General features: G+C 63.4%; 22 protein-coding genes and 1 pseudogene. 14 read left to right on the top strand and 9 right to left on the bottom strand.

What is annotated here, in order from left to right:
• Positions 1 to 13 precede the first annotated feature (13 nt).
• Genes Q0X16_RS08195 through lpdA form a run of 5 tightly spaced genes read left to right on the top strand, consistent with a single transcriptional unit; the run spans position 14 to position 6688 of the window.
• Complete coding sequence (locus Q0X16_RS08195) at positions 14 to 3142, top strand: CusA/CzcA family heavy metal efflux RND transporter (RefSeq protein ID WP_297833059.1); 3129 nt, start codon at positions 14 to 16, stop codon at positions 3140 to 3142.
• Positions 3139 to 3459 (top strand): P-II family nitrogen regulator, encoded by a 321-nt coding sequence (locus Q0X16_RS08190; protein ID WP_297833057.1) that lies wholly within the window; start codon positions 3139 to 3141, stop codon positions 3457 to 3459. Before Q0X16_RS08195 ends, Q0X16_RS08190 begins: the two co-directional genes overlap by 4 nt.
• A 22-nt stretch (positions 3460 to 3481) precedes the next feature.
• Positions 3482 to 4729, top strand: coding sequence for a sodium:proton exchanger (locus Q0X16_RS08185; protein ID WP_297833055.1), 1248 nt, complete (start codon positions 3482 to 3484; stop codon positions 4727 to 4729).
• Between the two features lie 31 nt (positions 4730 to 4760).
• Complete coding sequence (gene lspA / locus Q0X16_RS08180) at positions 4761 to 5231, top strand: signal peptidase II (protein WP_114958860.1); 471 nt, start codon at positions 4761 to 4763, stop codon at positions 5229 to 5231.
• 53 nt (positions 5232 to 5284) lie between these two features.
• Positions 5285 to 6688, top strand: a complete 1404-nt coding sequence (gene lpdA, locus Q0X16_RS08175) for a dihydrolipoyl dehydrogenase (RefSeq protein ID WP_297833051.1) — start codon at positions 5285 to 5287, stop codon at positions 6686 to 6688.
• Positions 6689 to 6762: 74 nt separating this feature from the next.
• On the opposite strand, the gene Q0X16_RS08170 is transcribed toward lpdA, so the two are convergent.
• Positions 6763 to 7164, bottom strand: coding sequence for a MerR family transcriptional regulator (locus Q0X16_RS08170; RefSeq protein WP_187570539.1), 402 nt, complete (start codon positions 7162 to 7164; stop codon positions 6763 to 6765).
• Between the two features lie 41 nt (positions 7165 to 7205).
• On the opposite strand from Q0X16_RS08170, the gene Q0X16_RS08165 reads away from it, so the two are divergent.
• From Q0X16_RS08165 to Q0X16_RS08145, 5 genes and pseudogenes are all read left to right on the top strand, one after another.
• Complete coding sequence (locus Q0X16_RS08165) at positions 7206 to 7562, top strand: mercuric transporter MerT family protein (RefSeq protein WP_114958863.1); 357 nt, start codon at positions 7206 to 7208, stop codon at positions 7560 to 7562.
• 10 nt (positions 7563 to 7572) lie between these two features.
• On the top strand, positions 7573 to 7860 hold the full coding sequence (locus Q0X16_RS08160; protein WP_114958864.1) for a cation transporter: 288 nt from the start codon (positions 7573 to 7575) through the stop codon (positions 7858 to 7860).
• The gene (locus Q0X16_RS08155; RefSeq protein ID WP_114958865.1) at positions 7853 to 8074 is read left to right on the top strand and encodes a GDCCVxC domain-containing (seleno)protein; all 222 of its coding nucleotides are present in this window, start codon (positions 7853 to 7855) and stop codon (positions 8072 to 8074) included. The genes Q0X16_RS08160 and Q0X16_RS08155 overlap by 8 nt, the downstream gene beginning before the upstream one ends.
• Positions 8075 to 8315: 241 nt before the next feature.
• Positions 8316 to 8852: pseudogene (locus Q0X16_RS08150) on the top strand (transposase); the annotation flags it as partial.
• A gap of 185 nt (positions 8853 to 9037) precedes the next feature.
• Positions 9038 to 9688: a hypothetical protein gene (locus tag Q0X16_RS08145; RefSeq protein ID WP_132982817.1), complete on the top strand. Its 651-nt coding sequence runs from the start codon at positions 9038 to 9040 to the stop codon at positions 9686 to 9688.
• A gap of 97 nt (positions 9689 to 9785) precedes the next feature.
• Here the strand turns inward: Q0X16_RS08145 and Q0X16_RS08140 are convergent, their stop codons facing one another.
• The 6 genes from Q0X16_RS08140 to Q0X16_RS08115 form a co-directional block, all read right to left on the bottom strand.
• Positions 9786 to 10520 (bottom strand): RES family NAD+ phosphorylase, encoded by a 735-nt coding sequence (locus Q0X16_RS08140; RefSeq protein WP_297833046.1) that lies wholly within the window; start codon positions 10518 to 10520, stop codon positions 9786 to 9788.
• 21 nt (positions 10521 to 10541) lie between these two features.
• Positions 10542 to 11069: a Mov34/MPN/PAD-1 family protein gene (locus Q0X16_RS08135; RefSeq protein WP_297833044.1), complete on the bottom strand. Its 528-nt coding sequence runs from the start codon at positions 11067 to 11069 to the stop codon at positions 10542 to 10544.
• A complete protein-coding gene (locus Q0X16_RS08130) occupies positions 11059 to 12666 on the bottom strand; it encodes a ThiF family adenylyltransferase (RefSeq protein WP_297833042.1) in 1608 nt (535 codons plus the stop codon). The genes Q0X16_RS08135 and Q0X16_RS08130 overlap by 11 nt, the downstream gene beginning before the upstream one ends.
• Before the next feature lie 148 nt (positions 12667 to 12814).
• Positions 12815 to 14092, bottom strand: coding sequence for a nucleotidyltransferase (locus Q0X16_RS08125; RefSeq protein WP_297833040.1), 1278 nt, complete (start codon positions 14090 to 14092; stop codon positions 12815 to 12817).
• 9 nt (positions 14093 to 14101) lie between these two features.
• The gene (locus tag Q0X16_RS08120) at positions 14102 to 15106 is read right to left on the bottom strand and encodes an SAVED domain-containing protein (RefSeq protein WP_297833039.1); all 1005 of its coding nucleotides are present in this window, start codon (positions 15104 to 15106) and stop codon (positions 14102 to 14104) included.
• 479 nt (positions 15107 to 15585) lie between these two features.
• On the bottom strand, positions 15586 to 16623 hold the full coding sequence (locus tag Q0X16_RS08115; RefSeq protein WP_297833037.1) for a site-specific integrase: 1038 nt from the start codon (positions 16621 to 16623) through the stop codon (positions 15586 to 15588).
• A gap of 153 nt (positions 16624 to 16776) precedes the next feature.
• Between Q0X16_RS08115 and Q0X16_RS08110 the strand changes: the two genes are divergently transcribed.
• Together Q0X16_RS08110 and Q0X16_RS08105 are read left to right on the top strand one after the other, a co-directional pair.
• Entirely contained in the window at positions 16777 to 17700 is a 924-nt protein-coding gene (locus Q0X16_RS08110; protein ID WP_297833035.1) for a DNA-binding protein, read from the top strand.
• Positions 17701 to 18458: 758 nt separating this feature from the next.
• On the top strand, positions 18459 to 18605 hold the full coding sequence (locus Q0X16_RS08105) for a hypothetical protein (RefSeq protein ID WP_297833033.1): 147 nt from the start codon (positions 18459 to 18461) through the stop codon (positions 18603 to 18605).
• A gap of 28 nt (positions 18606 to 18633) precedes the next feature.
• Here the strand turns inward: Q0X16_RS08105 and cueR are convergent, their stop codons facing one another.
• Positions 18634 to 19119 carry a Cu(I)-responsive transcriptional regulator gene (gene cueR, locus Q0X16_RS08100; RefSeq protein ID WP_297833031.1) on the bottom strand — a complete coding sequence of 162 codons (486 nt, stop codon included), beginning with the start codon at positions 19117 to 19119 and terminating at the stop codon, positions 18634 to 18636.
• A complete protein-coding gene (locus Q0X16_RS08095; RefSeq protein ID WP_297833029.1) occupies positions 19116 to 21536 on the bottom strand; it encodes a heavy metal translocating P-type ATPase in 2421 nt (806 codons plus the stop codon). Before Q0X16_RS08095 ends, cueR begins: the two co-directional genes overlap by 4 nt.
• Positions 21537 to 21672: 136 nt before the next feature.
• Between Q0X16_RS08095 and Q0X16_RS08090 the strand changes: the two genes are divergently transcribed.
• Together Q0X16_RS08090 and Q0X16_RS08085 are read left to right on the top strand one after the other, a co-directional pair.
• Positions 21673 to 21879, top strand: a complete 207-nt coding sequence (locus Q0X16_RS08090) for a heavy-metal-associated domain-containing protein (RefSeq protein ID WP_297833027.1) — start codon at positions 21673 to 21675, stop codon at positions 21877 to 21879.
• A 2-nt stretch (positions 21880 to 21881) separates the two neighbouring features.
• Positions 21882 to 23609: a copper resistance system multicopper oxidase gene (locus Q0X16_RS08085; RefSeq protein ID WP_297833024.1), complete on the top strand. Its 1728-nt coding sequence runs from the start codon at positions 21882 to 21884 to the stop codon at positions 23607 to 23609.

The raw sequence follows: 23609 nt of genomic DNA, 5'->3' as shown, positions 1-23609 counted from the left end.
CGGGAGGTGCGCCATGCTGAATCGCCTGGTCGAACTCTCCCTGCGCTACAAGTTCCTGGTCCTGATCGTGTTCGCGGTGGTGGCCTTCCTCGGCATCAGCGCCGTGCGCAACGTGCCGATCGATGCGTTTCCGGATGTCACCCCGGTCCAGGTCAATGTCTACACCGAATCCCCGGGCCTGGCGGCCGAGGACGTCGAGCAGTTGCTGACCACACCGGTGGAATCGGCGCTGGCCGGCTTGCCGAAGGTGCAGGAAATCCGTTCGGTCAGCCTGTTCGGGCTGTCGTACGTGTCGGTCTATTTCAAGGACGACATGAACATCTACTTCGCCCGTCAACTGGTCAACGAGCGCCTGCAGGAAATCGGCGACCGCCTGCCAGAGGGTTACGGCAAACCCAGCATGGGCCCGAACACGTCGGGCCTGGGGCAGGTCTACTGGTACACCGTCGAACGAGCGCCCGGCGTCAGCAAGGATCAGGTCACCGACATGGACCTGCGCACCTGGCAGGAATGGACGGTGCGCCTGATCCTGCGCACCGCGCCTGGCGTGGACGATGTCACCTCGTGGGGCGGCGGCGAACGCCAGTACCAGGTGCAAATCGACCCGCAGCGGTTGTACGCGCGAAATCTTGGCTTCAGCGACGTCATCAATGCGCTCCCCGCCAACAACGGCCAGGTCGGCGGCAACGTCATGGACGTCGGGCGCGAGCAGTTCCTCGTGCGCGGCCTGGGGTTGCTGAAATCCGCGCAGGACATCGGCGCCATCGTGCTGAAATCCGAGGACGGTGTGCCGGTGTATCTGCGCGACGTGGCCACGGTGGTCGAAGCGCCGGCGCCACGGTTTGGCGCCGTGACCCGTGACGGCCAGGAAGTGGTCATGGGGCAAGCCCTTGCCCGCATCGGCGAGAACGCCAAGAGCGTCGTGGAAGCGGTCAAAGGCAAGCTCGACGTGGTGCGTGCCGCACTGCCGAAGACCATGGTGCTCAAGCCGATCTACGAGCGCACCGACCTGGTCAACAAGGCGGTGGAAACCGCCGTGCGGGCGCTGATTGAAGGCTCGCTGCTGGTGGCGGTGATCCTGTTCCTGTTCCTGGGCGAAGTGCGTTCGGCGCTGGTGGTGATCGTGACCTTGCCGCTGGCGATGCTGATCGCCTTCATCGGCATGGGGCAGGCCGGGCTCTCGGCCAACCTCATGTCGCTGGCAGGTCTGGCGATCGGCATCGGCATGATGGTCGATGGCGCCGTGGTGATGGTCGAGAACGCCTTCCGGATCATGGCCGAGCGCCTGGAGCACGGCGAGAAGGTCGACAGGACCTCGGCGGTGCTGGCCGCGGCCAAGGAAGTGGCCAATCCAATCACGTTTGCGATCGGCATCATCATCGTGGTGTTTCTGCCGCTGTTCTCGCTCGAAGGCCTCGAAGGCAAGATGTTCAAGCCGATGGCGTTCAACATCGCCTTCGCGATGGCCGGCTCGCTGATCCTGAGCCTGACCCTGATCCCAGTGTTGGCTTCGATGATCCTCAAGCCCAAGCCGGAACGCGATACCTGGCTGGTCGCGCGGATCAAGCGCGGTTACCGCCCGCTGCTGGAGAAGGCGCTGTCGCGCAAGCGTGTGGTGGTGGTCAGTGCTGTCGTGGCGCTGGTAGCGAGCCTCGCGTTGTTCCCGTTTCTGGGCAAGGAGTTCATGCCGCAGCTACAGGAAGGCTCGATCATGTGGCGGATCACCGGCATCCCGTCGACCTCGCTCAACGAATCGATCCGCACCAGCAACACCATTGCTGCGGCGTTCAAGCAGTTCCCCGAGGTCGAGACTACGCTGGCGATGATCGGCCGCGCCGAGAAGGGCGAGACCGCCGACGTCAACTACATGGAGATCTACACCGCGCTCAAACCCGAGGACGAGTGGAAGTCGGGCCGCGACATCAAGCAGCTCGAAGCGGCCATGCAGGAGGCGCTGGAAAAGGTCGTGCCCAACGTGGTGCCCGGTTACACCCAGCCGATCCAGATGCGCGTGGAGGAATTGATTTCCGGCGTGCGCGCCACGCTGGCGCTCAAGCTTTACGGCGAAGACCTGGGCGAGCTCGACAGGCTCAGCGGCCGGATCAAGCGGGTGCTCGACAAGGTGCCGGGTGTGGCCGATCTCGCCTTGGAAGCCAACATCGGCAAGCCGCAGATCCGCATCGCGGTCAAACGTGACGAACTGGCCCGCCATGGCATGAACGCTGAGGAGGTGCTGACCATCGTCCGCAACGGACTGGGTGGCGAACCGGTGAGCGTATTACTCGATGGGGTCAAGCGCTTCGATATCGCGGTACGGCTGGATGACGCGACACGCGATTCGGTCGAGTCGTTGCGTCGCATCCCGCTACGCACAGCCACCGGTGCTTTGGTGCCGCTGTCGGAAGTCGCCGACATCAATGTGGCCGAAGGCTACTCGTTCGTCCGCCGCGAGCAACTGCAACGCTACGCGGTGATCCAGATGGACGTGCGTGGCCGTGACGTTGACGGCTTCGTCCAGGACGCGGAAGCGGCGATCAAACAGCAGGTAAAGCTGCCGCCGGGGTACTGGATTGAATGGGGTGGGGCATTTGAGAACCAGCAACGCGCCCTGGCGAAGCTGGCGCTGATCGTGCCGATCACGATCTTCTTCATCTTCGTGCTGCTCTATACCGCCTTCAACTCGGTCAAGTACGCCGCGTTGATTCTGGCCAACGTGCCGTTCGCCACCATCGGCGGCCTGCTGGCGTTGTTTGTCACCGGCCAGTACCTGTCGGTGCCTTCGGCGATCGGTTTTATCGCGGTGTTCGGCGTCGCGATGCTCAACGGCATCGTGCTGGTGAACTTCCTCAACGAGCTGCGTGAGAAAGGCCTGTCGGTGCGCGAAGCGGTGGTGCAGGGCACGGCGCTGCGATTGCGACCGGTGTTGATGACCGCGAGCGTGGCGATCCTCGGCTTGGTGCCGATGCTGCTCTCCAGCGGCGTGGGTGCGGAAACCCAACGTCCGTTGGCGACCGTGGTCGTGGGCGGTCTGATCAGTTCGACGCTGCTCACGCTGATCCTGCTTCCGGTTCTGTACGAATGGCTTGAAAACCGCTCCGACCGCAAGGCGGCCGAGCACAATTCTCAGGAGACTGCGTCATGAAACAGATCAAGGCATTTGTGCACCGCAATCGTGTCTCAGACTTGATCCACGCGCTGGAAGCCGCCGGCTTCCAGCGCCTCAGCCTGTTCGACGTGAAAGGCCTGTTGCGCGCGTTGAGTGCGCGCGAGCAGGAGTATTCGGTCGAGTTCGGCGACCAGGTGATCAGCGAGATCCAGATGGAACTGTTCTGCGAGGATGAAGACGTGGCCCGGGCTGTGGAAATCTTCCGCCGTGTCGGGCGGACGGGGCGACCGGACGCGGGCTGGGTCTATGTCAGCCCGGTGGAGCAAGCATTCCCCATCGACGGCACCGCGTAGGACCCAAGGGAGCTGGCACGTCATGCGAACACACAGCGCAGTCCGAGAATTCGTGGTTCCAGTGGGGTTGGCAGCGCTGGCCGTCGTGCCCGCGCTGTACCTGCGTGTGACCGGGAGCAGCGTCGGCGCCCTGGGCGACATGGTGCTGTTCGGCACGGCGATTCTGGCCGCCGGCTTCCTGCTGTCGTGGGGCGCGGAGGCTGCCGAGAAGTACATCGCCACCGGCTTCGTGCTGGCGGTGGTCGCACTTATCACGGTGCTGCCCGAATACGCGGTGGACTTCTACTACGCCTACCGCGCCGGCCAAGATCCGGCGTCCGGGTATGTGGCCTACGCCGCCGCCAACATGACCGGTGCCAATCGCCTGTTGATCGGGCTTGCCTGGCCGCTGCTGGTGGGGTTGCACTGGTGGCGCTCGCGGCAACGCGGGATTGCGTTGCAGGTCGAAAATTCGGTCGAAATCGTCTTCCTTGCGTTGGCGAGCGCGTATGCCTTCGTCATCATCCTCAAGAACCGCATCGGCCTGTTCGATTTCGTCGTGCTGGGTGCCTTGTTCTGCCTGTACCTGTGGCGCACATCAAAGGCCGAGAACGAAGAAGAGGAAGAAGACGAAGAGCCGGGCCCGGGCGCGGTGATCGCGCAGTTGTCGCCCGGCAAGCGCTGGACGGTGATGGCAGTGATGAGTGTGGCGGCCGCAGGCGTGATCCTGCTGGCGGCCGAACCCTTCGCCGAATCGCTGGTGGCTTCGGGTCGACGCCTGGGGATGGACGAGTTCCTGTTGATCCAGTGGCTGGCACCGCTGGCCAGCGAAGCGCCGGCGGTCACCATCGCGATCCTGTTCGTGCTGGATGGCCGCGCCCGCGCCGGTCTGACCACGATGATCAGCGACAAGATCAATCAATGGACCCTGCTGGTGGGCATGCTGCCGATTGCCATGAGCATTGGTGCCGGTGAGTTGACCTCGCTGCCATTGGACGCACGCCAGCACGAGGAATTCTTCCTGACCGCCGCGCAATCGATGTTCGCACTGGCATTGCTGCTGCGCATGCGGCTGAGCCTGGTTGGCGCCGTGGCGTTGGCGGTGCTGTTCGTCGGGCAGCTGATGCTGGCGTTCTTCTATCAATCCAACCCCGAGCAGGAAATCTTCGTGCTGACGGCCATCGCCTGGCTCTATCTGGCACTGGCGGGCATGCTCCTGGCGCGTGACGCCCGGCGCCTTCCCGCGCTGCTGCGAGCGGCGTGGCAGACCAGTGAGCGCAATCATGCGTGAGAGACGCACCGCGCAGGGTGGCGTGCCGCGAATGCCAAGCGCGCTGCCGTGGCTCGGTGTGTCCGCCGCCGTATTGGCCGTCGATCAGCTCACCAAATACTGGGTGCTGACCGCATTGCCGGAGCACACGGCGGTGCCCGTGTTCGACTCCTGGTGGAACTGGTACCGCTCCTATAACACCGGTGCTGCCTTCAGCTTCCTCAGCTCGGCCGGCGGCTGGCAACGCCATGTCCTGACGTTCCTTGCGCTGGCGATCGCCGCGCTGTTGACGCGTTGGCTCACCAAGCTGCCACGTCATGCATGGCCCCCGGCGCTTGCCTACGCCTTGCTTATCGGAGGCGCCTTGGGCAATGCGGTGGATCGCATCATGCGCGGGCATGTGGTGGATTTCATCCAGTGGCATTGGCGCGACTGGTACTGGCCCGCATTCAATCTGGCCGATGTCGCCATCGTCACCGGTGCCGCAATTCTGGTGTTGCAAGGCATCTTTCGGCGCGGCTAGAACGGCTTGCCGCGTGGCTCATTCACGGAGAACGAATAGTGGACGCAAATGTGATGTTCGATCTGGTCATCATCGGTGGCGGGCCGGGCGGCTACCCGGCCGCCATACGTGCCGCGCAGTTGGGGATGAAGGTGGCCTGCGTCGAAACCCGCACCCGCATGGGTGGTACCTGCCTCAACATCGGCTGCATTCCCTCGAAGGCCTTGCTGGAATCGTCCGAACGCTTCATGGCGGCCAAAACCGAATTCGCCACGCATGGCGTCGAGTTCGATGGCCTGCGATTGAATCTCGCGAATTTGCTGGATCACAAGGACAAGGTGGTCTCCGGCTTGGGCGACGGCATCGACTACCTGTTCCGCAAGCACAAAATCACGCGACTGCTTGGAACCGGATCGATTCCTGGCCCCGGCCAGGTCAGCGTGACTGCCGCCGATGGCGCCAGTCAGACGCTCCAGGCCAAGGCGATCGTGATTGCGACGGGGTCGGCGGGCGCCACCTTGCCGAATGTCCCGATCGACGAAGACCGGATCGTCTTCTCCACCGGCGCATTGTCGTTCGCGCAGGTACCCGAGCACCTGGTCGTGATCGGCGCCGGCTATGTCGGCCTGGAATTGGGCTCGGTCTGGCAACGGCTGGGTTCCAAGGTGACCGTGATTGAGTATCTGGACCGGATCACACCCGGCATGGATGCCGAACTCGCCAAGGGCCTGCACAAGGTGCTGCAGCAGCAGGGCTTCGAGTTCCGGCTCTCGCAGAAGGTCACCTCGGCAAAGGTTGACGGTGACAGCGTGGTGCTGTCGGTCGAGCCATCGAATGGCGGCGCGAGCGAACCACTTCAGGCCGACCGGGTGCTGGTAGCCGTGGGACGACGCCCGTACACCGAAGGTCTGGGACTGGATGCGCTGGGCGTGCAGCGGGACCGTAAGGGCTTCATCACGGTAGATGCGCAGTGGCGCACGAATGTGGAAGGCATCTACGCGATCGGGGACGTGATCGGCGGCCCGATGCTGGCGCACAAGGCCACCGAGGAAGGCATCGCCCTGGCCGAACAACTCGCCGGTTTGCCTGGCCATGTCAACTACGGCGCGATTCCCGCCATTGTCTACACGGCGCCCGAGGCGGCATCGGTCGGGTTGAGCGAGGAAGCGCTGAAGGATGCTGGCGTGAATTACAAAGTGGGGCGTTTTCCGTTCAACGCCAACAGTCGCGCCCGGGCCAAGGCGCAGACCGAAGGATTGGCAAAGGTACTGGCCGATGCCGAGACGGACCGCATTTTGGGCGTGCATATCTTGGGACCCGAAGCCGGATCGCTGATCCACGAGGCGGTCGTTGCCATGGAGTTTCACGGCGCTGCCGATGACCTCGCGCGTACATGTCATGCCCACCCGACCTTGCCGGAAGCACTCAAGGAAGCTGCAATGGATGTGGGCAAGTGGGCGATCCACAGCGCACGTTGACTATCCGGGATCGACTGCGCGGCGCTGTTTCGTCGCTTGGCGCCGCGGTACCAGTGCGGGGGGAATTCGCCAAATCACGATCGATCGAGAAGTTCGAGTGTCGGACATGAACCGCCGCCCGGCGCCTGATTGCATTCGGCGATGAGGCTCATCAGATCGACTTCCAACCGGTGTAATGCATCGAGTCGTTGGCGAACATCGACCAGCTTGAGCGCGGTCAGTTGACGCGTTTGTTCGCAAGCGCGCTTGCCTTTGATCTCCAACAGCCCGGCAATTTCATCCAGGGTAAAACCCATCGCCTGGGCGCGCCGGATGAACTGCAGGCGGGCGACATCAGCCGAGCCATAGTGGCGAAAACCGCCTTGGGGTCGCTGGGGTTCCGGCAACAGTCGGCGGCGCTGGTAGTAGCGCACGGTTTCGACGTGCACCCCGGCGGAAGCCGCCAGTTTGCTGATAGTGAGGGGGCTCGCGGCCATGACTTGACTCCGTACCAAGGTACGGACCGTAGTATGCGCCCATGGCCAGACTCCCTGCCAGATCCTCCCTTCCAGCCATCATTGCGGCGAGTCTTGCCGCCTTCGCGGCATCCGTGTGCTGCGTGGTGCCTCTGGTTTTGGTGCTGCTGGGCATCAGCGGCGCATGGATTGCCAACCTCACCGCGCTGGATGCCTGGCGACCTTGGTTCAGTGCCGCCACGCTGGGGTGCTTGGGTCTGGCTTTCTGGGCCCTCTATGGGCCGGCGTCACGCTGCCGTACCGACGGAGAATGCGTGGATCCTCGGGTTCTGTATCGCCGCAGGCGTTGGCTGTGGATCGCCACGGTGCTGATCGGCTTGTTGCTGCTGTTCCCCTATTACGTAGGCTGGTTTCTGTAGGAGTTGATCGATGCGCAAATCCATATTGGGCTTGGTGATGATGGCGTGGGTCGGCGTGGCGATCGCGGCGACACCCAAGCAGGTCGTACTCAACGTCAAGAACATGACCTGTCCCGCTTGCAGCATCACCATCGAGAAGGCCTTGGACCAAGTGCCGGGCGTGACGGGCAGGCAGGTGAATACCCAGGCGGGAACAGTGGTCGTGACGTTCGACGCGGAGCGAACAAGCTTGCCTGTCGTAACGCGTGCCATTACGGACGCCGGCTTTCCTGCCAGCGTGAGGGCAAAGGGTGGCTGAGTTGCAGTTGCAGAGCACGCTGACGTGCCCGCAGTGTGGACATCAGGCTGTCGAAACCATGCCGACGACGGCGTGCCAGTTCTTGTACGAGTGCGTGGGCTGCGGCGAGCTACTGAAACCCAAGCCGGGCGACTGTTGTGTTTTTTGCTCGTACGGCACCGTGCCGTGTCCGCCCATCCAGCAAAACAGTTCCTGCTGTGACAGCACGGGTTAACCACGCTACGCAGCCAAGATCAGTTCGTTTTCGTACGGTTCCGGAAAATCGCCCACATCGATGTTGTCTAGCGCGAGGTGTGATGTGAATTGCGCCGAGATCGTCATCGGCGCCCTGATGTCATCCAGGGAGGTGCGGGAATTCTCGCGACGCACGACGGGCACGACGTAAGGCCCGTTCGGGCGCAATTTCATAACGCGCGACTAGCCAACACAACGGCAACGGCCAGTGCGGCGCATGGCACCAGCATGCCCGCGAGGCGCTGGAACATTACCGAACCTCGGTCAAGGAGCAGCGTGACCAGGAACAGCGCCGGCACGAACACCAGGTCCAGGAACTGCAGGTCGCCCTGCGTCAGGCCAATGAGGCCCTGACCGCCAAGAACCACGAGCTGCTGCAACTGAACCGCGACAACAGTCAGTGGCTCGAACGGCACGGCCGCCTGGAACGGGAATTGACGCAAACCCGCCAAGCGGCGCAAGCCCAGCAACAGGAATTGGACGCATTGCGACAGACAGCGGTGGAGCACCAGGCCCTGCAGGCACGGTGGGCGCAAGATCTCCAGGCCTTGGAAGCCGCACACACCGAACTGACCGGCGCCCGCACGGACGCCGCGAAGGAACGGGAGCGCCGCGAGCATGCTGAAGCGGAGGCGCTGCGCGCCGGCGTCCGGTTGGAGACGTTGGAGCAGTTGCTCGCGCAATTGCGCTTACAGGAAGACAAGCCCGAAACGCCGGAACGATCGACAGTCCCATCCCGGCAGACTCGAAAGACCTAGCCTGTGGCCGGCATGATGGAGCGCAAGCTTTCGCTATGAATCCACTGCGCCTGGCAGCCAAAATCCCTTCACATCAGAAGGTTAGGCGCCGAACGGCTGTTTTTTGCATGAATCCCTGCCGACCCTCAACCGGGCTCGGTCACACCATCGTCCTCTGCCTTCGTGCCGGGCAAGTCCTGGCCTACTTGTCGCTGCTCGACCTGCAGTGCTGGACCATCCGGTTGGGACAGGCCGCGCCTGACACGGCCGATCGCACCGTGGTGGTCCACGTCGACCCGCTGAAGACGCGCTACGGCGACGACTGGACGATCCACGAATTCGACCATGCGCTGATCGGCGACCAGGTCGGCCCGGACTACCTGGGGCAAGCGGTGCTCCAAAGCGGCCGCATGCAGCAGCAGGTTGCCGCCGTCATGCGGCGCGTGATTGACCGGCGCGACCGACTCGAAGCCGAGCAGGCACAACAGGAATTCGAGGCGGTCCGAGGACTGTCGTCGCCGGCGAGGGAAGCGGCCATCCGAGACTTCGTCGCGCTGCGCCGGCAGCGCTTGGTGAACCACATCAGCATGTTTGCCGAGCATGGCAACGCGGGCACGCAGATGGGGGCATGGGTGCGGGAGGGCGCCATTAAGGCGACGCAGCCCGACCCCGTCAGCACCGACGGCCTGAACGCCGCGGCCCGGCTCGTACTTGAGGACGTAGTCACCCAGCTTTCTAACACGCTCACGCAAGCACCGGCCGATTTTGTGCTCGATCCAGAGCGTTACCTCTGGCTATTCGGCGACATGGGGCAGGCATTAATCTCGATCGCGCTCGCGAAGGAATTCCACCGTTGACTATGCGCTCCACCGGTTTCTGTAGCGCTTGGTCTGGTCAATCGTGGGGTTCCAACGCCGGTGGCAACGCATTCGAGATAAGATCGATTTATCGGGGCTACGCAAGGGGAGAGCCTGCTCCGACGTATAGATCTAGTTCTTGGGGAGGGTGCGAAGTATCTAACCAATACTCCCAATCTCTGCAATTGAACAATACAACATTGCAGTAATGGTGATTGAGATTACCGCGCACGCCGGGAACAATCATTCCATCAATTCCGAACGACCGGACCACGTCGGCAAGCTTCTGGCTGATTTCATATGAAGTATCCAGACGCTCCGCCCGATCAAATGCCAAGTGAAGAGCGGCATGAATACTGGAATCGGATAAATCAACAACCGATAGCGTATCGATAGGGCGGTAGTGAGCGTAGTACAGGCGACGGGTGTCGTCTTTGTCTCGTTCCATTTCTGCTTTCAAGCCGAACAAATCTACACTCAGATAAAGCGCAGATTGCCCTGTGCTGTTGTAACGCCCTTGGGAACCACCTCTTGGGGGCGGCCCAAACTGGAGTGGACTGGTCGGGGGCGTCGCAGAAGGGAAGAAGCGCGCACGGTAAGACGCTGGAACTCCATGCCTTGGGAGGTCCCGAACTAATTCCTGCACCAGTTTCAGGCCTAACACCGAACCTATGTCAATGCGTCCGTCCAGCCAACTATTGACGAGTATTTCGCAAGCTTGCTCTTCAGCGGTGAACGAGTCGGATACTCTACCTGTGTGAGCACGCCAAATTGACGTTCCAATTTCTGGATTTGGGGAATCACGAAGCAATCCCCTGATGAGTTCGAGCATCGAGCCCATGTAGCGAAAGCCTCAAGAGTGGTCAGGACAACGAACTTGCCGCTTGGAATCGCACATTGGAAGAAGAATAGATAGCGTTGGCTCTCTATCCGAGATAAGGGCAACACACAAACCCGCCGCGGTGCGATCTGTTCCAACGATGACCGCCACCAATTTTCTCAAGGCGATGCCGCCTCCCTGCAGGTTGCGATGGAATGAAGCGATGTCGCGCGCCGATGGTTTAGGCAGGCGCTCTGGGTGCGTGTGCCAGTAGCCAATGAAATGCAGGCCACGCGCGAATCGTTCCCTAATTTCGTCTAGGCATCGCTGGTGGCTAAGCTCGAGCCAATTCCAACCTGCACGATCGTCCGGATGAGGACTGCTCGCTTCAACAACCTCAAGCCAACCATCGGCTCCGATCGATTTGGCAAACAAAGCGCCTCCACGTTCTCGCTGCCACAGTCGTTGGCGAGAACCATCGAACAAGTGCAGGACTGGCGACGCAATTGATACCGTAAGGCCGCCATTCGGGTCTCGGTACTGCCAACGCTCAGAAGACATGGGGAAGTGGAAGCGCAATGACGCTCGCACGGGCATTGGTGGGGGGGAAGTCGATCCAATCACCACCAAGGCGGCGGAGCGTGGCGGTGTCGCCAAGCCAAATGCGATGCTCATCGGGCGAAGTTGACTTAAGCAGTACATCGATCGCGTGTTCTACGATCATGCCTGCGATCTGTTGCAGCCGGTTGAAAGTACCGGGTTGGTGGCTTGCGGCACACCCCGGCAATGCCCACGCCACTTCCGGCCAGCGTGTGCGCTGGCAGATGGCCAAACCATCGCGGTCGAAGAGGGACGCCAGCCGGTGTCCCCCCGTGGTGTCGACTGCGGAGTGACCGGCCAAGGCATGTGGTTCGGCCCAACTCACGAGCAGCGGAAGACCTCCGTCTGTCAATACCTCCATTACGTAACGCTCAGCCGGCCAATCTGCAGCGGTGCATATGACCAAGTCCGTATTTTCCAACGCCATCGCCGATGGAGGGTCTTGAATGCGATGTGGAATTGAACGCACATTCAAATGTGGCAGTTGGTCGTGCAGACGTGCCGCCAACGCCTGCGCCTTTCCCTGACCTAGGACCTTTGCGTCGAGGACATGCCTTCCTAGATTGGCCGGCTCCAGCTTTTCAGGGTCGACCAACGTCAAATGTCCAATGCCCGCATGGGCCAATGACTGCGCGACCAGTCCACCCAATGAGCCGCACCCGATCAATGTCACCCGTTTGCGCATTAGGGCAATTGCCTCGGTGTCGAAACTGCGACCATGGATCCAGGAAGGATCCGCGCGTTCGATGGCTTGGACGCGGACGCGCCAAGCATGTGCTGCCACACGTTGCCATTCTCGCTGTTGCCGCTTTTTGTCGCGTTCGTGGGCGGGGCGAACCACCACCGGTGGATTGGGGGCGAGTTCCAAGGCTGCAACCGCTTGCGGGCATGTATCCCGCACCGTGACAACAATCCAGAAAGGTATCGGCTCTGCCCGTCGTAGGTATTGGTCGAGCATCGTCAATGCGTCAGGTGACTCACTCAACAGCTCGCGCACTTCATCGAGAGTCTTAGGCGCACCAATGGGCGCTTGGGCGAGGGGAACAAACAATGCTCCTTCATTCGTGATGGGAGCCTTGGGGTCGCCAAGCACCTCGCGCCACGGATGCAATGCGGTGGGGTTCGACCCAAGGAGCAGGCTGGGCTGCTGCGTGCCACGAACCAGCACATTGCATGCAGCCAATACGCTCGTATTGCTTGAAGGAGGGGTGACGAGGATTCCTTGCGTCCTCGCGCGATAGGAGCCTTCTACGCGCTGCGCCCAGTAACTGAGCCATTCGCGGGCAAACTCCGCGTCGCGTCGTCCCGCATCCGCATCGACCCCTACCAGGGCAAGGATGTCCTGGATGCGCTCAAGACAGCGATCAATTTGCGCCTCTGGAGTGTATGCCACTGGAGCAAGAGTTTCCGGCCACAGGCACAAATGCCCATCGGACTCCGCATGCGGCCATTCCAAGAATGCCACCGGATGAACAAAGGCTTGGACAGGCTCGGCGGGAAACTGCGCCGGTAAGATCAGCCGCAACTCGCGCGATTGACCGCGATAGTCGAGCGGCAAGGGCAAAGACCAGCCGTGGCACGCCCCTCTCACCGCCTTGTCAATGACAGTGCGGGGTAGGGGTGCGAGCACACCTGTATGCCCGAAGTGGCGCTCCAGTTGGATTTGCGCCCGCTCGTGCGGACGCTCAGTCGCGGCGGCGGGCTCTTCAGCCAAGGCGGCCCAACGACTTGGGTTGCGCCGCCTGCCGCGGCTCTGTTTCGGCCAATCCGCGGAACGTCGCACCCACCGCGCTCGCTTTGCGCAAACGGTCGGCCGTGCTGTCGTCAAGCCCTGGCAACGGATGCCCCAGGCCGGCCTCTTCCAAAAGGAAGCTGCGGGTTCGCTTGCGCGCTTCCGGGCCAAACGCGGCCAACACCTCCTCTTCGAAGACGCGTTCTTCGCTGAACGCCACAAATCCAAGTCCGACGGCGCTCGCGAGTTCGCCATGCCACTTCGCGAACAATGCAGCGTAGGCAGGATCGCGATTCCATTTTTCGGCGAAATTTTCAGTTCGACGGCGCGGATTGCACAATATCCACTCCGAGCCCGTGCGACCGTTTTGATCGAACTGATTTGGCATGCGCGCGACGATTTCCCGAATGGCCTGCAGCGCCGTCAATGGCTGCTTCCGCGAAAGCTCGGCAACTTCCTTGTAGGCCTTGGCCGCCAGCGTGGTAATGACGACCGAAATTGGCACCGGAGCTTCCGCGCCATGGCGCTCGCGAAAGACGTCGCGATGCCGCTTCATCAACTTGACCGTTGCCCGCAATGGATCGAAGGCATTGATGGCCTCGTGGCTCGGCAGTTGCTCGGCGTCCGCTCGCTTTCGTGCTTCGGTGAACGAGACTGTTCCCTGCTCAAGGAGGATGGGGATTTCGCTGATGTCATTGAACCAATCCGCGAAATCCCGAGGATTGGTCGGATGCCAGTCCGCCTGTTTGTAATCGGGCACCTCCAACGGCCCCCAACCCTCGTCATCGTCGTTGCCCGCGCTTGCAATCGCCGGGGTGACATCGAGATGTGCCGGTAGCGTTGCGTCGGCGTAGTGCACCGTGACGCAACGGTTGCGGCGCTCGACATCGCCCTGGGTCCTTGCCCGCGACGCGAGCTCGGTATGCAAGGTCTCGAGCAATTCGCGTGGCGTCTGCGCCGTTTCCTGAAGCAGCAAGATCGCATCGACGTCAATCTCACCCTGGCCCAACGCACGAACCACGGTGCGAGTCAAAAACGAGCCCTGCGGGAACACATGCCCCTCCGCCAACGCGGGGTCATTCGGCTCGATCAGGATCTCGCTGATGGCGTTGTAATGGCTTTCGATGCGTGCGTAGTCCGATACGGGAACCGAAACGGCTTCCACGATCTCCAGCAACAGTTTTTCCCAAGCCTCTTCTTGCGGCGAAGCACGGTGCGTGGGGAAGGTCGAAGTCGTCAAACCGTCGTACATGAATGTCTCCTACGCGGACGAGGGGAGGGGAAGGGAGAGCGCTGGATGGAACACGCCATTCGGGCCTTCGGCGTCGTAGACCTGAATGGGGAAGCTGACCTTCGGCTTGATGGCCATACCAAACGCCACAGCCAAGGACGCAGGCATCGCCGGGAACACATGGATCGCGGCGGTCTTCGGCAGCAGCGTTTCCAGTCGCGCGATCACCCCTGCGACTGCAATCCGAAAGGCCTCGATCGTCGCAGCGCACTGAACGAGATCCAGCTTCGGTAGATCAACCGACATGTGGATGATTGCTGGGCGCGCGCCGGGGAACGCGGCGCGCACGCGGTCCGGATCAATCGTGCCGGACAATGAAAAGACCAGCGCTACCGGGGCATCCAGTGTGTCCGGCCACTCGATTCGGAACTCGCTGGCGGGCGTGTCATTCGCCGGGAACAGCCAAGTGTGCGCGTAACGATCCCACTGAAAGGGATAGAGTTCAGCGGCGTGGCCGAGCGCGAAACCCAGCGCCATCAATGCCGGCATGTCGGCCAGGCCGAACAAGCCGATCGCGGACCGGCCTTGGCCTTGCATTTGCAGCTGCGCGACCTGCTTGCGGATTTCCGTGACGACGTGACGCCAGTATTCGGGACTTTGGGCCGCGTAACCGCTTGCGTCGACACGCAGCTCAAACGGCTTTTCCGTCAGAACGAGCCCCCGTTGGAGCGCGGCGAGGGGAATGGTATTCGGGCTTCCCGCGACGACCTGCCGGCCGATGACGCCCAGGTAGTGGAGGGCGATGGCAACGCGGCCGTGGCTATGCCGGCCGGCCACGCGAATGACCGCTTCGTGTTGCCGCTTCCACTCGGCGAGCATTGCTTCCGGATAATCCTGTTGCCAGCCAGGCTTGTCGACCAAGGTGTGGCAGGTGGGGCAAAGCAGGATCAAGTTTTCCGGGTCGTCGGAGAGCTGGGGCGAGCGGGTGGCATCGCCACGCGGTCCATCCTGGCTGGCTGCGACGTTATGGGCCAACTCACCGAATGCCCGCGTCTTGAAGAAGACCGGATCCTCGTACAGGATGCTGTCGCACCCGGGGCGCGCGCAAATGCCCCCACTGCGCGCCCAGACAGCACGTTGGGTGGCAGCCGAAAGCTCCTTTCGCCTGCGTGACGTCCGCGACGGTTTAGCTGCCGATCCTCCTGAATCTCCGCTCATAAGCCCCTCGTGGAGTGCTGACACCCCTGAGCCTAAAAGCACCCAGTCGCATGGAATGCGACGCATATAACCCCAACCATTGGGTGAAGTTTGGCCCAGCACCACTACACATTGGGATGTGCATCACTCTTTTCAAGAGCAGCATGCTAGTTGCTGCTGCAACAGGTGGATTCGCCAAAGATCGTTTCAACTGCCACTTGCTTGACACCCCAACGGTGCTCGCTGTGGCAATAATGATTAGTGCTTCAAAGTATGCTTTTGGCCCAAAGTCGCTGAAATCGGGCACTCATGGGCGATCAGTCTTCAAGAAGACGAGCAGCGGGATTCGCCGTCGCACCACCCGTCTGGAAGTAGCCGATCACGCTCGAGACCGCCCGGTGCTCCGTCAGCTGCATGATCGCCGGCAGCGCCACGCCCTGACGGCTTGCCTCGGTCACGAATCCCGACCGGAGACTGTGTCCGCCAAAGTCACCCTCAAGCCCTGCCTGCTGCGCGCGTCGCTGCACGATTTCGCCCACAGCAGCAGGAGAGAGGGCAGGGCCTATGCGTCGTTTCCATAACCGGCGGAAGATCGCCCCTTCGGTGATCCCAGAAGCATCGAGCCAGTCCTCCATGGCCAGCGCCGCACGATCGAGAACGGGCTTGTCGGGCGTCGAATTCACGGTCACGCCGGCCTGCTGTGTCTTGCTGTGCTCGAGCCGATAGATATAGCCCTTGTCGCCGATTCGTCGCAGATCCCGCATGTCGGCGGCCGCGATCTCGCTGCGCCGACGACCACCACTGGCAAAGCCGAAGCAGAGTAAGGCACGGTCGCGCACACCTTCGAGGCTGTCATCACAGGTGGCCAGCATGGCTTCGAGTTCGGTCAGGGTGATCGCGGTCTTCTTGCGCGGCCGCTCACCGCGCTTGACCGCCGCGCGGGCGGCGCGGCTCAGCACCGTGCGAATCGCCGGTTGCTCGCATGGATTCGGGAGCTGCTTGAGCCGGTGGGCCGTGGACAGCACCGCGACGCGGTGTCGCACAGTCGATAGCGTCCAGGGGCCGAGTTTGGCTTTCAGGCCGGCGGTGACCAACGCTTGATCCACGGACAGCGGCAGCTCCCACGCCAAGTCGCCGTCGGCATTGCGGCGGACCACATGGTCGACCACGAATTGCAGCACGGCGGCCTCCGGAACCGGCAGCGTAAGCTCGATCCCGTAGCGCGCTTGGTGCCAGCCCGCCCAGTAACGCAAGGCGCTGGAATAGCTGCGCGTCGTGTTTTCGGCCGCGGCTTCCGCGAGCAATTCGCGCACGGCATCCGCGGCTTGCTGCGCCAATTGCACGGGCAGCGTCATGCCAGACGCCGTCTCCTCAAGGGTCGGATTTGTGGAAATCTGTTTCATAGTATGTAGTATTTACTACGAATAGGATTCTATAGCCACGATAATCATCACTTATCGCTAGTACGAAACCAGCAGAGTAGGGCAGCCGCGTGGGAGGCACAAGCCATGGCCAGAGGCATTACTGAAGCGCAAGTCCATGCAGCCGCGGACGCGATCGTCATCGCAGGTGAGCGACCGACCGTCGAGCGCATCCGCGCACATCTAGGCACCGGCTCCCCAAACACTGTCACCAAGCTTTTAGATAACTGGTGGACAGGACTAGGCCAGCGGCTGGCGGCGCTAGCACCAACTGTGGCCATCCCCGATGCACCCGCTGCGGTGCAGCGTCTAGCAGGGGAGCTGTGGACGCAGGCGGTGGCCACGGCTCGCGAGCAGGCACGCCTTGCCCTTGCCCTCGAACACGAAGCGCTAGAACGGGCTCGCGCAGTCCTAGCCGCGGAACAGAGTCAAGGTTCTGAACTGATCGCTGAGGCCGCCCAAGCTCGCGCTGCCTCCGATCAGGCTCGGTCACTGGCCGAGGCTCGTTTGGCCGAAGCTCAGCGCAGGGCTGACCAGCTGGAGACCCAACTGGCCGACGTAACAGAGCAACGCACCGCCCTAGCAGAACGTCTCGGCCGTCTAGAGCAAGAACGTTCCCGACTCGACCGTCAGCTGCAGGCCGAAAGGGCGTCCGCAAGTCAGGAGCGCGAGGCGCAGATTGCTCACTCTCGCGCAGTCGAGGATCGAGCTCACGCCGAGGTGGATCGTTCGCGCCAGGAGGTTAAAGAGTTCCGCGCACAGCTGCGCGATGTCGAACGCGACCGCGACCTAGAGCGCGAGAGGTTAGAAAAGGCCTTGAAGCAGGCAAAAGCCGACCTGTCGACTGCTCAGCGAGATCTGGCAAGACAAACAGGCCGGGCCGAAGCACTGGAAGCGCAACTCGCTCAGAGGACAGCTCAGCCCATGCGAAAAGTTAGCGGCAACGCTACTCCTGTTAAAGCAGAGAAGCAGTTACGCCGGGCAAAGCGCACTATAGATTCAGGAGGCTGATCCACCGCTCTGGGCGCACACTCTTCCTACCTTCAGTCGTGGGAGCATCAAGGGCATGTTGTGGGCGGTTGTGCGTTCTTCCGGGCGTGTTCTAGGACGAACTACGAAAAGCGGGCGATCGTTGGTCGAAAAAGGGACGTTTGTCGGCTGGCGCCAGGGGGATTCATTGGAGCAATTCTTTGGCCAACTGCGACGGCGCTGATGCATGATTTTCGGACGTGCGCAGGGTTGCAGCATGCTTTACTGAACTGGCGCGGCATCAACAATGCGGATGCGCAGCAGGGAAGGCTTCGGCAGACACAACTGCGTGTTATCCATCGTGAACCTGTATAGTTTCATGCGCATGGATATTCGCATAATGTCTATTATGTCATAGAGCAAGGACGCTCTTGGCCAAGAAAGGCGTTTCAATATCCGTGGCACGCCTCCCTCACCGTGGCATCAAGCCGGCTGAGTTGGTCGAAAGTTCGACGCAGTCCGATGCGTTCCAGCTCGGCGCGCCGTCGATCCTTGGCGGCGCTGCAAATGGCACTTGGCGTTGAGGTTGTCGCTCCGTGTTGACGGCCGCGGTTGCGGGATCGCGACGAGTAGGATCGGTAAAGCGGCTGATAGCGGTAGAGCCTGCTTTCAGGCGAAACAGCTGGGGACGCGTCGGGTCGGTAGTCCAGCGTGCGATCCAGCCGACTTCCCGGGCCGCAGGCCGTGTTCTGGTAGCTGACGCTGCCCTGGGGGCCGATGCAACGGTTCAGGGTTTCGGCGTGACCCGGCTGCGCTGCGCCGAGCGCAAGCAAGGCAACGGCTCTGATGAACAATGGCGGCAACCCGCGCATCCTGCACTTCTCGACATGACCATGCCGCATAGCGTAGGCATCAGTCCGGCACCGGCCAATCAGAAATTTCTGTAATTCTTATAGGTAAAAAACTGAATCTACTTCATTTTTTCGAACAGACCGATCGGCCGGACAGCAATGTCGCCCCGCCTTCGGCCAAGTCTTCCAGAATCGGGCAACTGGGGCGGTCATCGCCGTGGCATCGCTTGGCCAGCGTCTCCAGGGTTCGCTGCATGGATTGAAGTTCACGGATCTTTTCCCCGAGTTCAGCAGCGTGGGCGCGCGCAAGGCGCTTGACCTCGCTGCTGGCACGATGCGGGTCATCCCACAATTTCAGCAGGTCGCGGATCCGGTCCAGTGAAAACCCCAGCGAACGCGCGCGTTTGATGAAGCGCAGGCGATGAAGATCGGTATCGCTATACAGGCGGTAATTGGCGAAAGTCCGGGCCGCTTCGGGCATCAGGCCAATCTGTTCGTAGTGGCGAATCATCTTCGTTGAAACACCACTAGATTCAGATGCTTGCCCGATGTTATGAAAGCCATGCATTAATGAATGGGCCAGTTCGGGGCGGGCGGGTTTCGTCGTCATGGGCTGGTTGCTCCGGTGGTAGTGCGTGCTCTCGGCGACCAGCGCCGCAGCAGCAGGGCGTTGCCGACGACGCTGACGCTCGATGCCGCCATCGCCGCGCCGGCGACCATCGGGTCGAGCATCCCCAACGCCGCCAGCGGGATGCCGATCACGTTGTAGATGAAGGCCCAGAACAGGTTCTGGTGGATCTTGCGCACGGTGCGGCGGGAAATGTCGATGGCATCGGCCACCAGTCGCGGATCGGGCCGCATCAGGGTGATGCCGGCGGCGTGCATCGCCACGTCGGTGCCGCTGCCCATGGCGAAACCGACCGTCGCGGCCGCCAGCGCCGGCGCGTCGTTGAGGCCGTCGCCCACCATGCCGACCGGCCCGGCAAGGCCCAACGCGCGTATCGCTTCGACCTTGTCGGCGGGCAGCAGTTCGGCATTCACGTCCGCTTCGGCGATCCCGACCTGGGCGGCCACCGCCGCCGCAGCGGCACGGTTGTCGCCGGAGAGCATCACCGTGCGCAGGCCCAGCGCATGCAGATCGGCGATCGCCGCAGGCGCTTCCGGGCGCGGGGCGTCGCCGAAGGCGAACAGGCCGAGCAGCCTCCAACCTGCGCCGGTCTCTTCCGCCAGCCAGGACTGCGTCCAGCCCGCTGTGGAGGCCGCGCTCGCGCCAGCCGCACCGGGTTCGAGGTCGACTCCGAGTTCGCCCATCCAGCGCGCATGACCCAGGGCCAGCGTCCGCGCTCCGACGCGGCCACGCACGCCCTTCCCCGCCACCGCAGCCACCTCCTCGGCTGCGGACATGGCAAGCCCGCGCGATCGCGCCGCTTCCAGCACCGCGTGTGCCAGTGGATGCTCGCTGCCGGCTTGCAGCGCCGCCGCCTGTGCCAGCAGCGCGTCGTCGTCGCCATCAAATGCAGTCATCTGCATCAGGCGCGGCTTGCCGGCGGTGAGCGTGCCGGTCTTGTCGAAGGCGAGGCTGCGCAGGCGCCGGGTGTGCTCCAGCGCCTCGACGTCCTTGATCAGGATCCCGGCCTTCGCGGCGACGCCGGTGCCGGCCATCACCGCGGTCGGGGTGGCCAGGCCCAGCGCGCAGGGACAGGCGATGACCAGCACCGCCACCGCGTTGAGCAGCGCCTGGGGCCAGTCGCCACTCGCCACGCCCCATGCCAGCAGGGTCAGCCCGGCGATGGCCACCACGGCCGGCACGAACACCGCGCTGACGCGGTCGACGATGCGCTGGATCGGCGCCTTCTTTGCCTGGGCGTCTTCCACCAGTCGCACGATGCGCGCCAGCACCGACTCGGCGCCGACGGCGGTGACCTGCACGTGCAGCCGTCCCTCCCCGTTCACCGCGCCGCCGGTGACCGCATCGCCCGGCGCCTTCGGCACCGGCAGCGATTCGCCGGTGAGCAGGGATTCGTCGCAGTGGCTGCTGCCGTCGAGCACCCTGCCGTCCACCGGGATGCGTTCGCCGGGGCGCACCACCACGGTCTCGCCAGGCTGCACCTGATCGACGGGCCATTCGACCTCGACGCCCTCGCGCAGCACCCGCGCCGTTGCCGGGCGCAGCGCCTGCAGGGCGCGGATGGCGTCGGTCGCCTGGCGCCTGGCGCGCGCTTCCAGCCACTTGCCGAGCAGGATCAGGGTGATGATGACTGCCGAGGATTCGAAGTACAGCGGCGCCCCGCCCTGCCCCAGCCCGTCCAGCAGCAGGTTGTAAAGGCTCAGCCCGTAGCCCGCGCTGGTGCCCAGCGCGACCAGCAGGTCCATGTTCCCGCTGCCGGCCTTGAGCGCGCCCCAGCCGGCGCGGTAGAAGCGTGCGCCCAGCCAGAACTGCACGGGGGTGGCCAGCAGCCATTGCGCCCAGCCTGGCAGTTGCCAGTGGATGCCCAGCGGCATCAACAGCATCGGCAGCAGCAGCGGGAAGGACAACGCGGCGGCCAGCGCCAGGTGTCGGGCTTCGCGGGTGTGCGTCGGGGTTGCCGTCGGAGCATCGCCGGCAATCGGCGCGTCCACCTTGACCGCGTAGCCGGCCCCGGCCACCGCCGCGTGCAGCGCCGCCAGCGGCGTGCCGGCCAGCATCCGCACCCGCGCGGTCTCCGTGGCGAGGTTCACGCTGGTCTCCAGCACGCCGGGCACCTTGCGCAGCGCCTTTTCCACCCGCCCCACGCAGGAGGCGCAGGTCATGCCCTCGATGGCCAGCGTGGCCTGTGCGGTCGCCACGCCGTAGCCGGCCTGCGTCACCGCCTGAAGTAGCGTGTCCGGCGCCACTTCAGGCGCGTCCACGGTGGCGGTCTCGGTGGCCAGGTTGACGCTGGCGTCGCGCACGCCGGGGATCTTGCGCAGGGCTTTTTCAACGCGCGCGACGCAGGAGGCGCAGGTCATGCCCTCGATGGCCAATTTCAGCGGTGCTTCCGGTGACATCGTCGTGGTCCGATCCGGGCGATGCGAAGAGTGTCATCCTTGCCATGATTGGAATGTCAACGGCCATCCGGGCGCTTGACCTTCCCATGGTGGAAAGCCGGACACTCGCTGCCGTCAACCCGCTACGGAGATTTCAATGCGCCTGAAAGTCGACAACATGAGCTGCCAGCACTGCGTCAATGCGGTCACCCGGGCCCTGCGGGCGCTCGATCCGGCAGCTGAGGTCACGGTCGACCTTGCCAGCGGCGAGGTGCGCGCCGACGGTCATTTCGATGCCGAAGCGGCCATCGCGGCGCTGGCGGAGGCCGACTACCCGGCCACCCTGCTCGCGGCCGCCGGTTGACCATGACCCGACCGGACGATCCCGACCGCCGTCGGCTGCTGCGCGGCCTGACCTTCGGCACCGCCGCGCTGGGTCTGCGCCCGGCATGGGCGCTAGCGTCCCCGGATCAGCCGACGGTGCTGGCGGGCAGCCACTTCGACCTCCAGCTTGCCCGCTCGCCGGTCAATGTCACCGGCAGGACGGTGCCGGCGTTTACCGTCAACGGCCTGCTGCCCGGCCCGGTGCTGCGCTGGCGCGAAGGCGACAGCGTGCAGATCCGCGTGCGCAACCATCTCGACGAGGCCAGTTCGATCCACTGGCACGGCCTGCTGCTGCCGGCCAACATGGACGGCGTGCCGGGCATAAGCTTCGACGGCATCGCGCCGGGCGAGGATTACCTGTACCGCTTCAAACTGCGGCAGAGCGGCACCTACTGGTACCACAGCCATTCCAGCCTGCAGGAACAGGCCGGACTGCTGGGGCCGATCATCATCGACCCGATCGGTCCCGATCCGCTGTCCTGCGAGCGCGACTACGTGGTGCTGCTGTCGGACTGGACCGATCTGGCGCCAAAGCGCCTGTTCGCGCGCATGAAGAAGCGCAGCGACTACGACAACCTGCACCAGCGCACGCTGGTCGATTTCCTGCGCGATGCGCGCCGTGACGGCCTGCGGGCGACGGTCGACGACCGTCTGGCCTGGGGCGCGATGCGGATGAGCCCCACCGACCTGGCCGATGTCAACGGCAACACCTACACCTATCTCGCCAACGGCCACACCGCCGCGCAGAACTGGACCGCCCTGTTCGCCCCCGGCGAGCAGGTGCGGCTGCGCTTCATCAACGGCGCGGCGATGACCTTCTTCGACGTCCGCATCCCGGGCCTGAACCTGACCGTGGTCGCCGCCGACGGCCAGCCGGTGGAACCGGTGACCATCGAGGAATTTCGCATCGCCCCGGCGGAGACCTACGACGTGATCGTCCAGCCCACCGATGTCGACGCCTACACGGTGTTCGCGCAGGCGATGGATCGCAGCGGCTACACCCGCATCACTCTGGCGCCGCGGCTCGGGATGCAGGCGTCGATCCCGCCGCTGGACCCACGGCCGCTGCTGTCCATGGCGGACATGGGCCACGGCGGGATGGCGATGCCGATGGCGGCGAGCGGCGACGACACGGCGATGATGGACATGCCGGGCATGGACCACGGCATGCACCACGCCGGCGCCATGCAGACGCATCCGGCCAGCGAAACCGGCAACCCCGACGTCGACATGCAGACCATAACGCCGACGCCGCGGCTGGACGATCCGGGCGTGGGCCTGCGCGACAACGGCCGCCGCGTGCTGCGCCATGCCGATCTGCACAGCCTGCACCCACCGCAGGACGATCGTGAACCGTCGCGCACCATCGAGTTGCACCTGACCGGAAACATGGAACGCTTCACCTGGGGCTTCGACGGCATCCGCTTCGCCGACGCCGAGCCGATCCGCCTGCGCTACGGCGAGCGCGTCCGGTTGGTGCTGGTGAACGACACCATGATGGAGCACCCGATCCACCTCCACGGCATGTGGAGCGACGTCGAGGATGCCGACGGCGGTTTCCTGGTGCGAAAGCACACCGTCGCCGTGCCGCCCGGCAGCCGGCGCAGCCTGCGGGTCACCGCCGACGCGCTCGGGCGCTGGGCTTTCCACTGCCACATGCTGCTGCACATGGAAGGCGGGATGATGCGCGAAGTGCGGGTGGAGGAATGA

The sequence above is a fragment of the Thermomonas sp. genome (assembly GCF_025993755.1).
In the GTDB taxonomy this organism is placed as follows: Bacteria; Pseudomonadota; Gammaproteobacteria; order Xanthomonadales; family Xanthomonadaceae; genus Thermomonas.
The sequence above is the reverse complement of the archived record's forward strand: the minus strand, read 5'-3'. Positions and strand labels throughout refer to the sequence as shown.